This is a genomic window from Bacillus sp. GMs2/2 (genome assembly GCF_050172095.1).
Classification (GTDB): domain Bacteria; phylum Bacillota; class Bacilli; order Bacillales; family Bacillaceae_G; genus Bacillus_A; species Bacillus_A cereus.
This window is the reverse complement of record NZ_JBNLYE010000099.1, coordinates 1-14,322: the sequence shown is the minus strand read 5'-3', so window position 1 is coordinate 14,322 and position 14,322 is coordinate 1. Positions and strand designations below refer to the sequence as shown.

The window sequence follows — 14,322 nt, the reverse complement described above, 5'->3', positions numbered from 1 at the left end:
TTATACGGGAAATTACTCGTTTCACAATATATATTAACCCCATCTCAATCAAAGCAAGAAAATAAAATTGTGAAAAAGAAAAAGCAAATTAAGGAAGACTCCTCAGACACTGTTTTAAATATGATTGGTGAAGACTCTGAAAACCTATTAGCGAAGTGGGGAGAACCCTCTCGAATAGAGCCATCTGCATACGGATATGAATGGTGGGTATACAACCAGGATTTAACTCAGTATGTTCAATTTGGAGTTTCTGAACGTAAAGTTGTAACAGCATACGCAGCTGGTGAACAAGTTAAGGTTCCACCTTATTATATAAATGAAAAATATGAAGAAGTATATAAAAAAAGTCCACTTTCGCATGAAATTTCATTAAAAAGAGGGAAAAATAGTTATCAATTTGAGCTATCTGATACCGAAGTCATGGAACAACCGTTAATACCTGTAGAAGATGGATGGGCGCAATTGTATTTTGATCAATTTACACATGAGCTTGTTGGTGTTCGTTATATGGATGATGAAACTTTATTACGCCAAAGACCGTATCAGCTCGTTTATTCAGGTGAATTAATAGCAGAACAACCATTGACTCCAGAAAAAATAAAACAAGTAGAAAATGGGAATATGCAACAAATTTTTGATTTAACAAATATCATTCGAAGTCGTCATAAATTACCGTTATTAACATGGGATCAGGAAACAGCAGATGTTGCTGTTGGTCACAGTAAAGATATGAAAGACAATAATTATTTTTCTCATGACTCACCTACATTAGGTACGCTAGGAGATCGTTTGCAGCGCGGGAAAGTAGGATTTCAACTTGCTGGCGAGAACATAGCGGCGCAACATAGTGATGGAATTGCGGCAGTGCAAGGTTGGTTAAATAGTGAGGGGCATAGAAAGAATTTATTAAATGAACAATTTACAGGATTAGGTGTTGGTGTATACGATAAATTTTATACACAAAACTTTATTCGAAAATAAAGCGAAACTGTAAGCGGTGGGGTGTTACATTACCAAATTAGTTACTTCGTATTCACTGAATTGTAGGTGGGAATCTGACCGTATGCAAATAGCAGAAAAAAAGGTGCATGAATCGTCTAAAAATAGGCGAACCATGCGCCTTTTTTTTCTTACTATATAGTAGATATACATGGAGAGGTGAGGATTATGCCAACAACAAAAGGACCGTTACATCCATCGGTTCAACAGTTTAAAGAATTTGTAAACCATCACCCTAAAATGGTTCATGAGGTTAGAAGTGGTCATAAAACATGGCAACAATTTTATGAAGAATGGTACTTACTCGGTGAAGAAGATCCAATATGGGCAACTTATAGACCGGATGGAGCGCCTGCGTTTTCTTCGGTAAAAGAAAATAAAAAAGAAAAAGATAATCGAACTGAAGAGGAAAAAACTGCTGATGTGATGGGGCAAATGCTTTCTTTTTTTAAAAAGTTGGACGTGGAACAAATGCAGAACCATTTAGCCAATGTGACGAGTGCAATTGGGAGCGTGCAACAAGTTATTCAGCAATTTCAAGGTAACCGTACGCAGCAAGAGCAAAGTACTTCAGAAAATAACCCGTTTTTCTTTCAAAAGGATTAGGGGGAAAGATGATGAGAGCAGAAATTATGGAGTTTATAAAGGCTGATGAGGATTTATCTCGCTATATTAGAGAGCAACCGTACTGGTATAGAAAATTAACACGAAATCCTGAAGAAAAAGAGGCTTTTGAGTTAGCGGCGATGCAACATTTCAAAAAAACGATACCAGATAAAGTGGAAAAGTTTCAAAATCAATTGGCCGTTGCTTCGATCATGATTGATATGTTTCAGTATATGAAGCAACAAAATGCAACCTAATTGGAAGTGAAAAATATGTCCGTCATGCAGAACTTTTGTTACAATAGAAGTTGATTATTTAAAAAGGAGTTGCAGCATGACGGAAATTTGTTTAGTACGACATGGACAAACTGATTGGAATTTTCAAGAAATTATTCAGGGGCGAGAAGATATTCCGCTTAATGAAGTTGGTAAGAAGCAAGCGAGTCAAAGTGCAGCTGCTTTACAAGAAGAAACGTGGGATATCATTATAAGTAGCCCGTTAATTAGAGCGCAAGAAACGGCTAATGAAATCGCAACGGCAGTTGGATTACAATCGATTTTATTAGATGAGCGATTTGTTGAACGGAATTTTGGAGAAGCTTCAGGGAAGCCGGTTGCGGCTGTTAGAGAGTTGATTGCTGAGGGAAAAGTAGAAGGTATGGAGCGAGATGAAGAGATTGTAGCTCGTTGCTTTGCTGCTTTAGAAGATGTTGCGACAACTCATTTTGGCAAACGTATTATTATTGTTGCTCACTCACACGCGATAAAAGCGATTTTACATGCCATTGAACCAGATGAAATTACATTTAAGACACCATTAAAAAATGCGTGTATTAGTTATGTGAAACAAAATAGTGGAAAATGGGATGTTCTTAAATATAATATAGCGGAACATATTAATGTATAAGTGTGTACGGATATAGTGTAAAAATAGTTACGTTATATCTTTCTTTTGAGTAAGTCACTTCAATTAGTAGTTCTAATCTAAATGTGGTATGATGGATACTCGGAGGTGTCTCTCATGATTGTAGCGACGCTAGAAAGCGTATTAATATTAGATAAGGCAGAGCAGCTTGCAAAAGCGATTATCTGTTCAGATATAGCAGAAGATTATCGTAAGTATTATAGAGAATTACATGAAGATATGGAACTTCAGACGCTAATTCAGCAATTTACAGCGATGAAAGAAAGGTATGAGGAAGTACAGCGTTTTGGAAAATACCATCCTGACTATACTACCGTGTCGATGAAAATGAGAGAATTAAAGCGTTCTGTGGACTTACATGATAAGGTTGCAGCTTTTAAAAGAGCAGAAACTGCTTTGCAGAAGTTATTAGACGAAGTTAGTGTAGCAATCGGTTCGGAAGTGTCTTCTTCCATTAAAGTGCCAACAGGAAATCCGTTCTTTGATGCTGGTGGCTGTGGTGGAGGTTGTGGTACTGGCGGAGGTTGTGGTTGTAAAAAAACGGGGTGATGTGCCCCGTTTTTTAGAAGTTGGAAGAAAACGTATACAGAGTTTGTCCTGTAATGTTATAAATTTCTGATTGGTTTTCATAGAATATAAAATATATGTTTTTAAAAGGAGAAGATGGAGAAGATTATGTTCGGGCAACGACAAAGTATGATTGTTTATTTACATTCATTGAAACATGCCAAGATTTTAAGGAAATATGGTAACATACATTACATATCAAAACGATTAAAATATGCTGTAGTATATTGTGATATGGAACAAATTGAGCATATGATGCATAAGTTGAACAAACTTCCTTTTGTGAAAAAGATAGAACAGTCGTATCGCCCGTATTTAAAAACGGAATTTGAAAATTCCCGTCCTGATCGAGCAAAAGAATACGATTATAGCTAATAGAAAAAATCCCCTGCTAAATTTAGCCGGGGATTTTTCACTTGAAATAACGTGTTATTTCATCGGAGGAATGAAATTGTTCATTCGTAAAATACCAATTAAATGATTAAAAAATAGTTCTTTTTCTGGGAAAGTTGTAGATGGTTTTACAGTAAAGGTAGCCACTTTTTTCCCGAGTTGTTCTGCCGTTTCTTCAAATAAAATGACACGTTTACTTTTTTTATTTTCAAATACAGGAATGCCTTCACGACATATGTATAATGGTTGGAAATCACCAGTAGTAGTTGGTTTTAATATTACAACAAGCGAACACACTTTTTTATCGTTTTTTATCGTTTCAAATTGTAACATATGTGCTATACGTTCTTGATTTGTTTTGGCAATTTCAAGTAATTCATATAAATCAGAGTAGCCTTCTCCAAGTTCTATAAAGCGTTGAATCATATCTTTTCCTCCTCTTTCTTTTACTGTACCATTTCACTTTTTAAATGAAAAGCACACAAAGAAAAAAAACCCTGCATAGCAGGGCCCTTCTTATACTAGCATGTACTAGTAAGAAGGCAAAGGGAGAGGAGAAACCGGAGGAAGAACTTATGGGGAAACGTAAGTCTTCTCCGCGGTTGGCAACAACATCGAAGGTGATGTTGTTATAATTATTTATGTCCAATCTAAATGAAGATATACATAATGAAATTAAATTTTATGTTGGGCTTTTTATTTTTCTTTTTTTTATTTTGTGATAGGATAAAAAAGATAAAGTGGAACTAATATACATATTGGGTTCATATTAGTGAATGATGAGATGAATACATAAAAATAACGAGAGGTTATTTGAGGCCGAGTTTTTCTATAGTTAGGTGAATGTGGTTTGTTAACTGTTACCGAAGTGGGAATGGCTTTCTATAATCGCTCGATAGATTGAAATAAAGGTAGTGACAACAGATGAGAGTAGTTTCAGGAAAATGTAAAGGACACCCACTTAAAGCGGTTCCTGGTAATACAACACGTCCAACGACAGATAAAGTAAAAGAATCTATTTTTAATATGATAGGTCCTTATTTTGATGGTGGTATCGCCCTTGATTTATTTGGTGGTAGTGGTGGTCTTGGAATTGAGGCTTTGAGCAGAGGGATCGATAAAGTAATTTTTGTTGATCGGGATAGTAAAGCAATAAAAGTAATTCATCAAAATTTAGAAAGTTGTAGAGTACAGGAACAAGCTGAAGTATATCGAAATGATGCTGAACGTGCAGTAAAGGCGTTAATAAAACGTGAAATGTCATTCGATCTTATATTAATAGATCCTCCATATAAAGAGCAAAAAATTGTATCTTTAATTAGTGTAATGGATCAACATGGATTGCTACATAGTGATGGATTAATTATGGCAGAGCATGGTAATGATGTAGTTTTACCTAATTCTATAGGAAGGCTTGTAAAAGTACGAGCTGAGAATTATGGGATTACTGCAATATCGATTTATAAGTATGAAGGTGAGGGGACAGAATGACAAGTATAGCTATTTCTTCAGGAAGTTTTGATCCAATTACCCTTGGGCATCTGGATATTATTAAAAGGGGAGCAAAAGTATTTGATGAGGTGTACGTAGTCGTTTTAAACAATTCATCAAAAAAACCATTCTTTTCAGTTGAAGAGCGATTAGAACTAATTCGAGAAGCGACAAAGGATATCCCGAATGTAAAGGTAGATTCGCATAGTGGGCTATTAGTAGAGTATGCAAAAATGCGTAATGCAAATGCAATATTACGTGGTTTACGAGCAGTTTCTGATTTTGAATATGAGATGCAAATTACTTCTATGAATCGAAAATTAGATGAAAATATTGAAACATTTTTTATTATGACAAACAACCAATATTCATTTTTAAGCTCGAGTATTGTAAAAGAAGTTGCGAGGTATGGAGGAAGTGTAGTGGATCTTGTACCTCCTATTGTAGAGCGTGCTTTAAAAGAAAAGTTTCAAACCCCGTTAAAGTGAACGGGGTTTTTCTTTATACGTGCGCAAAAATAATAAAATAACATATAAGTATAGACAAAATAATGTAAAAATTGGTCCATAATGTATAAAAGATGTCCAAATTTCATGTAGTATAGAAGGATGCTCGGATAAAAATACAGGAATATCTTTTGGCATAGGTGAGAAAGAACTCACTTTCTCATAAAATGGTGTCCAAAATACAAATGTAAAAATAGGGGCAAGAATACTTTGAATAATTCGTGCGAAAAAATAGGGTTTAAATCGGATATCTGTTTCAGCTAATATGCTAGCAACTTGTGCCTGAATAGAAAGACCGCTAAATGCTAAAATGAAGCTTGTTACCATAGCTTGTTGTAAGAGCGGTGTTTCATTTATTTGACTAATCATTTGGCTTCCGAGTGTCATTTCGAAAATACCTGATAATATAGGTATACTAAAATCTGTACTTAGTTGGAAGAATGATAAAATATGTTGCATAATAAAAGAAAGAGCTGCTGTAATGTGGAATACAGTAATCATTTTATTTAACACAGAGAATAAAATAATAAATCCGCCAATCATAAGTAATGTTTGAATAGAAGAAACAATGGCATCCCCAAGTAATTTACCAATTGGTCTTTTTTCTTGTAAGCGTGTCTCGTGAAGAATTAAAAAAGGGTTTTGAAAGCGACGTTTTTTTGTAGTGTGTGTATTATTTTTGTAAGCGGTATTATCGCCGTAAAAACGCATAATTAATCCGACAGCAAAGTTACTGAAATAATGGGCAGCGGCTAATATAATTCCTAATTTCGGATTATTAAAAAAACCGATAGACACAGCGCCGAAAATAAAAAGTGGATTGGAAGAATTTGTGAAAGAAACGAGGCGCTCCGCTTCAATCTGAGTTAAAAGATTGCTTTTTCGTAGTCTAGCGCTTAATTTGGCGCCTGCAGGGAAACCAGAAGCCATTCCCATCGCCCAAACAAATCCGCCTATCCCTGGAACGCGAAAAAGTGGGCGCATGAGTGGTTCTAATATAACGCCAATAAATTTTACAACACCGATACTAATTAGAAGTTCCGCAATGATGAAAAACGGTAGTAGTGAAGGGAATACAACTTCCCACCATATATTTAACCCGCGAATAGAAGCTTGCAAAGCGGCTTGGGGGTGGAGTACAAGAGAAAAGGTTAAAAATAGCGTTGATATGGTAAGGAAAGCGGTTTTCCATTTTTCATACATGTAAGTAAATCCCCCTTTGTCCCAAAAAACGTTCATTTCAGTATACGTGGATACGTAGTGAATTTAGACCATAAGTATGAAAAAGGAATGAAAAAAATTAAAGGGTGAGAAAAATGAAAGAACCAAAGATTGGTTTAGCACTTGGGTCTGGAGGAGCGAAAGGGTTTGCTCATATTGGTGTAATAAAGGTTTTAAGGGAAGCCGGTATCCCTATTCACATGATTGCAGGAAGTAGTATGGGGGCGCTAATAGGTACGTTTTATGCGGCAAGTAGTAACGTTGAAAGATTGTATAAATTGGCATCTGTTTTTAAGCGGAAGTATTATTTAGATTTCACGGTACCGAAAATGGGATTTATTGCTGGAAAACGTGTCAAAGATATGATTAAAATGTTTACATATAATAAAAATTTAGAAGAGTTAGATATCCCGACGGCTGTTGTGGCTACTGACATATTGAAGGGGGAAAAAGTGGTTTTTACAAGTGGGCCAGTTGCAGATGCGGTGAGGGCTAGCATATCTGTTCCTGGAGTGTTTGTACCAGAAAAAATAGATGGAAGATTATTAGTGGATGGTGGAGTCATTGATCGCATCCCAGTATCGGTTGTGAAAGAGTTAGGGGCCGATATTGTTATCGCTGTTGATGTATCTCCAATTAAGGTGAATGGCGATGTTACGTCCATTTATGACGTAATCATGCAAAGTATTGAAATTATGCAGCATGAGCTTGTAATGAATCGGCAAATTGCATCGGATTTAATGATGCGACCAGCTGTAGAGCAATTTAGTTCACGTGCTTTTACAAACATTGAAGACATTATTCGAGTTGGAGAAGTAGAAGCAGAAAAACATGTTTCAAATATTTATTTATTAATTGAGCAGTGGAAGGAGAAACATAATGTTTAAGCGTTTTCGGTTTATATATGCAATCTTAATAGGGGTTATATTGGCGATGTTACTTGTTTACGTACGTTTACCGTATTATGTAACAAAACCAGGAATGGCTGCCAAATTAGAGCCTTATGTTCAAGTTGAGGGTGGAACGAAAGAATCTGGTGATTTTATGCTTGTTACGGTTTCAATGGGACCAGCAAATGTGGTGAATTTAATAGCGGCACAGTTTAATAAATATACACATATTTCGAAAGCGGAAGAAATATTGCAAAAAGGTGAGAGTGATGAAGAATATCAATTTCGCCAAAATTATGCGATGAAAGATTCGCAAAATGCAGCAATTTATAATGCATATAAACGTGCAAATCGCTCAGTATCTTTTGAAAATAAAGGTGTATTAGTTGCTGGTGTGGCAAAAGGAATGCCGTCAGAAGGAAAGCTTAAGCTTGGTGATGTTATTATAGCTGTTGACGGAAAAATATTTGAAAAGACGGAGCAATTTATTGAATATATGACAGGGAAAAAAGAAAACGATGCTGTAAGTATTGAGTACATGAGAAATGGAAAACAATTGAAAGAGAATTTAAATGTAAAGACGATTCCTAATGGGAATGGACGTGTCGGTATAGGTGTTTCTATCGTTACGGAAAGAGAATTAGTGGTCGATCCGAAAGTGAAAATTAATTCTCATGAAATTGGTGGACCATCCGCAGGTTTAATGTTCACATTAGAAATATATAATCAACTTGTGGAAGAAGACTTAACGAAAGGACATGAAATAGCTGGAACAGGTACAATTAATGAAAAAGGAGAAGTGGGCCCAATTGGTGGTATAAATCAAAAAGTGGTGGCTGCTAGCGATGCGGGGGCTGAAGTGTTCTTTGCGCCAAATGAAAAAGGTGCGGAGAAATCGAACTATAAAGATGCACTTGAGACTGCAAAGGATATTAAAACAAAAATGAAAATTGTACCAGTAGATACGCTGGATGATGCGTTAACATATTTAGAAAAGATGGATAAGGAAAAAACCTCTCTGAAATAGAGAGGTTTTTATAGGGATTTTGTAGTTGTTTCATCATAGCGAATAGGATGGTGTGTTATATCCTGTTTTAATAGTTGTGTGCGTAACGGTTCGTGCATGATGGAGAAATATACAGAGTTTGCTTTTTTCTCTATATCTAAAGCGGCATGGTCGAATGTTTTTGTATGAGTAAGGATTGGAAGTTCGATTTTTTTCTTGTTTTTTGAAAGGTAAGTTTGTCCTTTTTGTGACATGCCTAGCAGGCGAATATATGGTGCGTGTTGTTCTATATTTGCGCTACGTATTTCTTCTTTTGTTGTGTTTGTTAAAATGTGTGTACAAGCTCTTTGTAATCTAGTCCATGTATAACGTTTTGTTTTTAATGCTTCCATGAATGAATAGAAGGAGGAACTATTTTGTATTTTTGATAAAATACGATGCTCTAAACCTTCTTCTATTTCATATATATGTCGTAAGTCCCCTGGAGACATCGTCATGAGTCTATATTTAAAAAATGAAAAGTATTGTTCCCAATTATGTAATATCCCGTAGTTTTGTTTGTAATTTGCTAAAAGCGAAGTGGTTGCCTGTGGGAGAAAAGGTTTAATTGTTGTAAATGATCCTTCTTCGCTAAAGAGTTGTTTTCGGATGCTTGTTGCGCTTGCAATATGTTGGTCATTAAATGTTTCATCATGATAATGAGAGGCAAATCTTTTTATAGTTTGAGCTTGTATAGAGCTATTTTGTGACAGAATTGCTTTCATATATTGGAAGCCTAAAATATTATTTGGTTGTGACATATCTATGTTTTTTTCAGATGTTAAAATGTGTGAGAAAGCATCCGATGTTGCTTTTGCATAACTATTACCAGCGTCCATGAATTGTTTTACAAGGTAGTTAAAAGTCTCTTCTTCGTTTTTTTGTACGGAGATGGTATTATAAAAATTTTCGATTTGTCCATCCTCACTACCGAAACAAATTTCAGAAACACGTAGGGCATTTAAAATGGAAATAGCACCATTTGCGAAGGTTTCAGCCTTTTGTGTTGCAAAGACGTATGGAAGCTCTACAACAAGGTCTACGCCGTTTGCTAAGGCCATTTTAGTGCGATACCATTTGGAAATGAGTGCGGGCTCACCACGCTGTAAAAAAGGACCACTCATAACGGCAATTATTATATCAGATTGTGTTAACTTTTTTGTCTGTTGCACATGATAAAGATGACCGTTATGAAAAGGGTTATATTCAACAACAATACCACCAGCTTTTATGGTAATCTCTCCTTTCGATGTAGCATCTTTTTGAAAAACGTGATACTCTATATATTATTTACTATGATGACTTCATTATAGTGTAAAGAAAAAACTTACACTATAAATGCATTATATCACTTATACCGCGGGGTTTAACCCTCTTGTTTTTCTTCATTGCTCACTTTTTGACCACTTCGACCACTTTTTAGTACATTCCCTAGCATTTCAGTTACTTCAATTTGACGTTCTTCATAAACATCCGTATAAATATTTAAAGTTGTAGAAACATTTGTATGACCAAGTAATTTTGAAACAACCTTTGCATTTGCACCAGAATCGATTAAAATAGTTGTAAAAGTTCTTCGGATATCGTGGAATCTAATATACGGTACGTCAATTGCTTCGCACAAAGCTTTCATTTGGTAGCGTATCGTATATGGATGCACGATTTTTTTATTTCTTGTGCAAATTAATAAGTCAAAAGAATTCTCCTTCTTATGAATTTGATATTCTAACAACGCTTCCATTAATTCTTCTGTCATCGGGATTATACGATTAGATGCTTCAGTTTTTGTCTCGCCCAATTCATACTTACCATCAACAAGCGTTAATGTTCTTTGTACATGAATAGTCTTGTTTTTGAAATTAATATCATCCCACTGTAAAGCTAATACTTCTCCGATCCGCATGCCTGTATGCAAAGCTAAAACAAATGCAATATAGTAGCTTCCTTGTATTTTTGCATACTCCATAAACTTCATGGCTTGTTCAACTGTCCAGCTAGCTTGCGACTTCTTTTTAACTTTAGGTCGCTTTGCTTTTTTAGCAGGATTAGAGTTAATCATTTCTAATTCTACACCTTTATCAAGGATTTGTTTTAACATAACATCAACGGATGAAATGTATTTCGTTGTTAGACCTTCCTTAAGTAGCTTCTGGTGAAAATTATGCACCGTTAGAGGTTTTATATCAGATAACCTCTTTTCGGCAAATTCAGGGTTGACACGTGAGCGTAGAATACGTTTATATTGATACAACGTCGATGGTCTACATGATGATTCTTTCTCTTGCATCCAGATTTCCACAAGCTGAGAAAAGCGGATATCATTATTCTCATAATCTCCATTTGCTAAATCATTTGTGACTCTAGCCACTTCTTCCTGAGCAGCTTTCTTTGTTTTAAAACCACCTTTAGTGATTTGTTTCCGTTTACCTGTGATAGGGTCTTTGCCGACATCCATAGTAAAAGACCACCTCTCACCACGTTTACGAAAGTATGCCATGATTTTTTCACCTCGTCATAGTCGTTTTCCAGGTATAAGTCGTGATATGTGGTAGTGGTATAAGAATGATAGCATGCAAAAGTGATTTTTGTAAAAGTAATATATTTTTTATTTTTGAAAAATAATTCGCAATATTCTTCCAAAAATTATACAAGAAGTTATAATGGATATTGGGCATTAAAATACATAACGGCACATAAAAGATATAAAAGACAAGGTGGGTTTTCAAGCATGGAAGTTATGGTTCCTGAACGTTTTAATCGCAAAACGATGTATGATTTGTTAAAAGAGGTAACAGATGAAGATTTGAATCCTAAAGAAACACAAATTACATTTAATTTCCGAAAATTAAAATTCATTGAACCAGCAGGAGTAACAATTTTAGGTAACATATTTCAGTGGTTGAATAAGAATAATGTTGAATGTACATTGAAATTACCACGCAAATTAGATGATCGAGATGCAATTAAGTACTTAGATGATTCGTTATTTTTTAAACCGTATATAGGGAATACATTGAGAGAAGAAGCGAGCCTTAGACCAACAACAATCCCGCTAAGTTTTATTACATATGCTGAGAGTTATCAATTTACCCGTCAAAGATTTTCTAATTGGTTATCGTGGCGATTAAATGTTACCTTAGAATCAGTAGATGGTATCAAGGTTGCTCTAGAAGAAATTTTTAATAATATTAAAGATCACGCTCAAGAAAATACTGGTTGTTTTTTTGCGCAACACTATCCTCGAAAAGGTGATGAAAATACAATTCATATAGCCATTTCAGATTTCGGTGTTGGTATTCCGTACAATATTCAGAGAGAAAAACCATCTTTAAATGATGGTGAAGCTTTAAAATTGGCTATAAAAGAAGGTTTTTCAACTGGGACACCTAGGAATAGAGGTATTGGTTTAGCAACTATTGTAGCGAATATTGTGAAAAACCATGCTGGGGAAGTGTATATTCACTCTAATGGTGGTATACTAACTTGTAAAGCAGGAGATAATGGGGTTAATGTAGAACATAAATTATCACCAACACGTTATCCGGGCACTTTAATACAAATAAAATTAAAGGCGGATAATATTGAAAATATTATATTAGATGAGGAGGCTTTCGAATGGTAAATATTGAAGTGTTAAATTATGTGAATCAATGCTATTCGAATGATGACGGTAAAGTTATTCAAGACTTAATAAGAAAAGCTTTTATGCAACATGAAAAAGTGGGTGTATCTTTTGAAGGAGTGACATCATTAAATTCTTCATTCATAAATACCGCATTTATTGAGTTATTAAATGAATATGACTTTTCATTTATTAGAAACCATTTAACGTTTATAAACTCCACATCACAAATTAACACTGCAATTAGAAACCGTTTTAATTTCGAGGTACACGAAAGAAAAAACTTAATTATGGTTTGAATAGTGAAGAGAAAAAGAGCTGAAGGGCTCTTTTTTTGTTTTAGTAAATTTACAAATGTAGAACTTACAAGCTACAATATTTATATACAAAGAGAAAGGGGGATAAAAATGGGAGAGTTCACAAAAGAACCTGGTGGTCATAAAATTACTGATCCTGGTGTAGGTTGGCACAATGAACCAGGCGGTGGTGGTTTGAAAGGCAATGAAGATCCTGGAACAGGATGGAAACCAATTTCTGGTCCGGAGACCGGTGTATAAAAGAAAGGAGAGAATGAGATTATGAAATGCTACATAAAAGACCCAGGTGGTTCAAAGGTGATTCCTGATCCAGGTACAGGAATGGGGATTTTCGACCCAGGACCTGATGGCGGGTATACAACTGATCCAGGTGGAGGATGGCGAAAAGAACCAGGAGGTTTGAGAAAATGAGAAGAGATAATTTTGATCCAGGAGGTTTAGGAGGAAGTCAATTGAAGTATGATCCGAATCCAGGTGGAGGATATACAAAAGACCCAGGTGGTGGAGTGGGTATATATGATCCTGGTGTAGGTGGCGGATACATAAAAGATCCAGGCACAGGAATATAAAAAAGAGAGCATAACGCTCTCTTTTTTTGTTGATGAAAATTTGTTAATTTTTAACGTTGCGATTGGAAATGTTTTCTACTACAATCGACTCATAACAGCTCGTTATGAGTTTTAAGGAACTTTGCATATAAAACGAGTTGTTTGCAGTATTGCTCTCGCTGAGATTCATCCAGGCCTGCGAAAACCGTTTGAATTTCATCGAGGGCATTTGCTATGTTCTTTTCATGTGGTGTACTCGTTCTACCCATTAACGCATCAACAGAAACACCTAAATATGTTGCAATGCGATCGAGAGTGTCGAGATCAGGTTGATTATAGTTGATTTCTAAATTACCAACTTGACTACGACTTAGCTGTACTTTTTCACCGAACTCTGATTGAGTAAGGGAACGACTTGCTCTAAACTTTTTTAGATTTTCTCCAAATGTATTCATAGTTTCAGTATAAATACATGAGAATTTTTAGACTATATATGTCACGAAATTTGTCTGTATAATAGTAAATATCATATAAATTGACAAACGGACAAAAAATATATAGAACAAACGTTCTTTAGGTGGTAAAATATTCTTAATGAAAAATAGAATTTTTGAAAAAAACTTTCTCAACATGATTTAACCATAATCAGAACGAACATTCTAAATCTTATGATAAACTGAATTTAGTGAAAGAAATAATAAAAAAAGACCCACGGTGTTATAGATGTGAGGCCACACAGCTATAACATTTAACCCTAGCCTAGATAGGGAAAGTTTCCATGAGTCAGTACATAGTATAGCATACTTCATAAGTGTAAAGAAAATTATGATTCATTTTCCTATTGAGAAAAAAGGGATATGTTTTGGGTTCTGATTTGGGAGGGAATTTTAGAATGAAGAGCTTTATCAAGAACTTACAGGAGCATATCAATTATCTTAAGTTGGATGTTGGTACATTGGCTAAAAAAGCAGAGATTGATAGAACTAATCTTAATAGGATTTTAAATGGGAAAATTAAAGAAATGAAGTTAGAATCATTCTTATTAATTGCTCCTGACTTGTATCCAAAATGGACTGAACGTAGAAAGAAGATTAGAGAATTTATGTTGCTTTGCGAGAGTGATTTAAACATAAAAAAGTCACTGTCTTACTGCCAAACAGTCGGTGAATATCAATTAATGAAAAAATTAATAA

The 14,322-nt window shown here is 35.1% G+C and carries 20 protein-coding genes and 1 pseudogene; 16 read left to right on the top strand and 5 right to left on the bottom strand.

What is annotated here, in order from left to right; genetic code table 11:
- The 6 genes from ACQGS6_RS14295 to ACQGS6_RS14270 all read left to right on the top strand — a co-directional run.
- Positions 1 to 981, top strand: a 981-nt coding sequence (locus ACQGS6_RS14295; RefSeq protein WP_426965243.1) for a CAP domain-containing protein, incomplete at its 5' end; no start/stop codon positions are given.
- A gap of 186 nt (positions 982 to 1,167) precedes the next feature.
- The gene (locus tag ACQGS6_RS14290) at positions 1,168 to 1,605 is read left to right on the top strand and encodes a YlbD family protein (protein ID WP_001143346.1); all 438 of its coding nucleotides are present in this window, start codon (positions 1,168 to 1,170) and stop codon (positions 1,603 to 1,605) included.
- A gap of 11 nt (positions 1,606 to 1,616) precedes the next feature.
- The gene (locus ACQGS6_RS14285) at positions 1,617 to 1,862 is read left to right on the top strand and encodes a YlbE-like family protein (protein ID WP_001200990.1); all 246 of its coding nucleotides are present in this window, start codon (positions 1,617 to 1,619) and stop codon (positions 1,860 to 1,862) included.
- A 76-nt stretch (positions 1,863 to 1,938) separates the two neighbouring features.
- Positions 1,939 to 2,511, top strand: coding sequence for a histidine phosphatase family protein (locus ACQGS6_RS14280; RefSeq protein WP_000134947.1), 573 nt, complete (start codon positions 1,939 to 1,941; stop codon positions 2,509 to 2,511).
- A 114-nt stretch (positions 2,512 to 2,625) separates the two neighbouring features.
- Positions 2,626 to 3,078 carry a YlbF family regulator gene (locus ACQGS6_RS14275; protein ID WP_000634366.1) on the top strand — a complete coding sequence of 151 codons (453 nt, stop codon included), beginning with the start codon at positions 2,626 to 2,628 and terminating at the stop codon, positions 3,076 to 3,078.
- Between the two features lie 126 nt (positions 3,079 to 3,204).
- Positions 3,205 to 3,471 (top strand): YlbG family protein, encoded by a 267-nt coding sequence (locus ACQGS6_RS14270; protein ID WP_002082261.1) that lies wholly within the window; start codon positions 3,205 to 3,207, stop codon positions 3,469 to 3,471.
- Positions 3,472 to 3,525: 54 nt separating this feature from the next.
- Here ACQGS6_RS14270 and ACQGS6_RS14265 read toward each other — a convergent pair whose 3' ends face one another.
- The gene (locus ACQGS6_RS14265; RefSeq protein WP_000616017.1) at positions 3,526 to 3,915 is read right to left on the bottom strand and encodes a DUF7147 family protein; all 390 of its coding nucleotides are present in this window, start codon (positions 3,913 to 3,915) and stop codon (positions 3,526 to 3,528) included.
- Positions 3,916 to 4,413: 498 nt separating this feature from the next.
- Between ACQGS6_RS14265 and rsmD the strand changes: the two genes are divergently transcribed.
- Positions 4,414 to 4,980, top strand: coding sequence for a 16S rRNA (guanine(966)-N(2))-methyltransferase RsmD (gene rsmD / locus ACQGS6_RS14260; protein WP_001266981.1), 567 nt, complete (start codon positions 4,414 to 4,416; stop codon positions 4,978 to 4,980).
- Positions 4,977 to 5,468: a pantetheine-phosphate adenylyltransferase gene (gene coaD, locus ACQGS6_RS14255; protein WP_000200601.1), complete on the top strand. Its 492-nt coding sequence runs from the start codon at positions 4,977 to 4,979 to the stop codon at positions 5,466 to 5,468. The genes rsmD and coaD overlap by 4 nt, the downstream gene beginning before the upstream one ends.
- On the opposite strand, the gene ylbJ is transcribed toward coaD, so the two are convergent.
- The gene (gene ylbJ / locus ACQGS6_RS14250) at positions 5,460 to 6,689 is read right to left on the bottom strand and encodes a sporulation integral membrane protein YlbJ (protein WP_000273083.1); all 1,230 of its coding nucleotides are present in this window, start codon (positions 6,687 to 6,689) and stop codon (positions 5,460 to 5,462) included. The genes coaD and ylbJ overlap by 9 nt on opposite strands.
- A gap of 113 nt (positions 6,690 to 6,802) precedes the next feature.
- Between ylbJ and ACQGS6_RS14245 the strand changes: the two genes are divergently transcribed.
- Together ACQGS6_RS14245 and ACQGS6_RS14240 are read left to right on the top strand one after the other, a co-directional pair.
- The gene (locus ACQGS6_RS14245) at positions 6,803 to 7,594 is read left to right on the top strand and encodes a patatin-like phospholipase family protein (protein ID WP_000662590.1); all 792 of its coding nucleotides are present in this window, start codon (positions 6,803 to 6,805) and stop codon (positions 7,592 to 7,594) included.
- Positions 7,587 to 8,624 (top strand): SepM family pheromone-processing serine protease, encoded by a 1,038-nt coding sequence (locus tag ACQGS6_RS14240; RefSeq protein WP_206905186.1) that lies wholly within the window; start codon positions 7,587 to 7,589, stop codon positions 8,622 to 8,624. The genes ACQGS6_RS14245 and ACQGS6_RS14240 overlap by 8 nt, the downstream gene beginning before the upstream one ends.
- Before the next feature lie 8 nt (positions 8,625 to 8,632).
- Here ACQGS6_RS14240 and ACQGS6_RS14235 read toward each other — a convergent pair whose 3' ends face one another.
- Together ACQGS6_RS14235 and ACQGS6_RS14230 are read right to left on the bottom strand one after the other, a co-directional pair.
- The gene (locus ACQGS6_RS14235) at positions 8,633 to 9,814 is read right to left on the bottom strand and encodes a nucleotidyltransferase (protein WP_426965241.1); all 1,182 of its coding nucleotides are present in this window, start codon (positions 9,812 to 9,814) and stop codon (positions 8,633 to 8,635) included.
- A 194-nt stretch (positions 9,815 to 10,008) separates the two neighbouring features.
- A complete protein-coding gene (locus ACQGS6_RS14230) occupies positions 10,009 to 11,139 on the bottom strand; it encodes a tyrosine-type recombinase/integrase (RefSeq protein ID WP_426965240.1) in 1,131 nt (376 codons plus the stop codon).
- A 231-nt stretch (positions 11,140 to 11,370) separates the two neighbouring features.
- Between ACQGS6_RS14230 and ACQGS6_RS14225 the strand changes: the two genes are divergently transcribed.
- The 5 genes from ACQGS6_RS14225 to ACQGS6_RS14205 all read left to right on the top strand — a co-directional run bounded on the left by ACQGS6_RS14225 (position 11,371) and on the right by ACQGS6_RS14205 (position 13,150).
- Positions 11,371 to 12,264, top strand: coding sequence for an ATP-binding protein (locus ACQGS6_RS14225; protein ID WP_426965239.1), 894 nt, complete (start codon positions 11,371 to 11,373; stop codon positions 12,262 to 12,264).
- Entirely contained in the window at positions 12,258 to 12,563 is a 306-nt protein-coding gene (locus tag ACQGS6_RS14220) for an STAS-like domain-containing protein (RefSeq protein WP_426965238.1), read from the top strand. Before ACQGS6_RS14225 ends, ACQGS6_RS14220 begins: the two co-directional genes overlap by 7 nt.
- Positions 12,564 to 12,671: 108 nt before the next feature.
- Complete coding sequence (locus tag ACQGS6_RS14215) at positions 12,672 to 12,821, top strand: hypothetical protein (protein ID WP_426965237.1); 150 nt, start codon at positions 12,672 to 12,674, stop codon at positions 12,819 to 12,821.
- A 21-nt stretch (positions 12,822 to 12,842) separates the two neighbouring features.
- A complete protein-coding gene (locus ACQGS6_RS14210) occupies positions 12,843 to 12,992 on the top strand; it encodes a hypothetical protein (RefSeq protein WP_426965236.1) in 150 nt (49 codons plus the stop codon).
- Entirely contained in the window at positions 12,989 to 13,150 is a 162-nt protein-coding gene (locus ACQGS6_RS14205) for a hypothetical protein (protein WP_327956430.1), read from the top strand. The genes ACQGS6_RS14210 and ACQGS6_RS14205 overlap by 4 nt, the downstream gene beginning before the upstream one ends.
- Before the next feature lie 89 nt (positions 13,151 to 13,239).
- Here the strand turns inward: ACQGS6_RS14205 and ACQGS6_RS14200 are convergent, their stop codons facing one another.
- Complete coding sequence (locus ACQGS6_RS14200) at positions 13,240 to 13,584, bottom strand: helix-turn-helix domain-containing protein (protein WP_001091275.1); 345 nt, start codon at positions 13,582 to 13,584, stop codon at positions 13,240 to 13,242.
- 437 nt (positions 13,585 to 14,021) lie between these two features.
- Here ACQGS6_RS14200 and ACQGS6_RS14195 point away from each other — a divergent pair.
- Positions 14,022 to 14,322 (top strand): annotated as a pseudogene (locus tag ACQGS6_RS14195) (AimR family lysis-lysogeny pheromone receptor); the annotation flags it as partial.

Excerpts from the sequence above, each read along its gene's own strand:
- ACQGS6_RS14210 (WP_426965236.1), top strand. The coding sequence starts at position 12,843 with ATGAAATGCTACATAAAAGACCCAGGTGGTTCAAAGGTGATTCCTGAT.
- ACQGS6_RS14265 (WP_000616017.1), bottom strand. The coding sequence starts at position 3,915 with ATGATTCAACGCTTTATAGAACTTGGAGAAGGCTACTCTGATTTATAT.
- ACQGS6_RS14245 (WP_000662590.1), top strand. The coding sequence starts at position 6,803 with ATGAAAGAACCAAAGATTGGTTTAGCACTTGGGTCTGGAGGAGCGAAA.
- ACQGS6_RS14275 (WP_000634366.1), top strand. The coding sequence starts at position 2,626 with ATGATTGTAGCGACGCTAGAAAGCGTATTAATATTAGATAAGGCAGAG.
- ACQGS6_RS14215 (WP_426965237.1), top strand. The coding sequence starts at position 12,672 with ATGGGAGAGTTCACAAAAGAACCTGGTGGTCATAAAATTACTGATCCT.
- ACQGS6_RS14270 (WP_002082261.1), top strand. The coding sequence starts at position 3,205 with ATGTTCGGGCAACGACAAAGTATGATTGTTTATTTACATTCATTGAAA.
- ACQGS6_RS14290 (WP_001143346.1), top strand. The coding sequence starts at position 1,168 with ATGCCAACAACAAAAGGACCGTTACATCCATCGGTTCAACAGTTTAAA.
- ACQGS6_RS14200 (WP_001091275.1), bottom strand. The coding sequence starts at position 13,584 with ATGAATACATTTGGAGAAAATCTAAAAAAGTTTAGAGCAAGTCGTTCC.
- ACQGS6_RS14220 (WP_426965238.1), top strand. The coding sequence starts at position 12,258 with ATGGTAAATATTGAAGTGTTAAATTATGTGAATCAATGCTATTCGAAT.
- coaD (WP_000200601.1), top strand. The coding sequence starts at position 4,977 with ATGACAAGTATAGCTATTTCTTCAGGAAGTTTTGATCCAATTACCCTT.
- ACQGS6_RS14205 (WP_327956430.1), top strand. The coding sequence starts at position 12,989 with ATGAGAAGAGATAATTTTGATCCAGGAGGTTTAGGAGGAAGTCAATTG.
- ACQGS6_RS14230 (WP_426965240.1), bottom strand. The coding sequence starts at position 11,139 with ATGGCATACTTTCGTAAACGTGGTGAGAGGTGGTCTTTTACTATGGAT.
- ACQGS6_RS14285 (WP_001200990.1), top strand. The coding sequence starts at position 1,617 with ATGAGAGCAGAAATTATGGAGTTTATAAAGGCTGATGAGGATTTATCT.
- ACQGS6_RS14240 (WP_206905186.1), top strand. The coding sequence starts at position 7,587 with ATGTTTAAGCGTTTTCGGTTTATATATGCAATCTTAATAGGGGTTATA.
- ACQGS6_RS14225 (WP_426965239.1), top strand. The coding sequence starts at position 11,371 with ATGGAAGTTATGGTTCCTGAACGTTTTAATCGCAAAACGATGTATGAT.
- ylbJ (WP_000273083.1), bottom strand. The coding sequence starts at position 6,689 with ATGTATGAAAAATGGAAAACCGCTTTCCTTACCATATCAACGCTATTT.
- rsmD (WP_001266981.1), top strand. The coding sequence starts at position 4,414 with ATGAGAGTAGTTTCAGGAAAATGTAAAGGACACCCACTTAAAGCGGTT.
- ACQGS6_RS14280 (WP_000134947.1), top strand. The coding sequence starts at position 1,939 with ATGACGGAAATTTGTTTAGTACGACATGGACAAACTGATTGGAATTTT.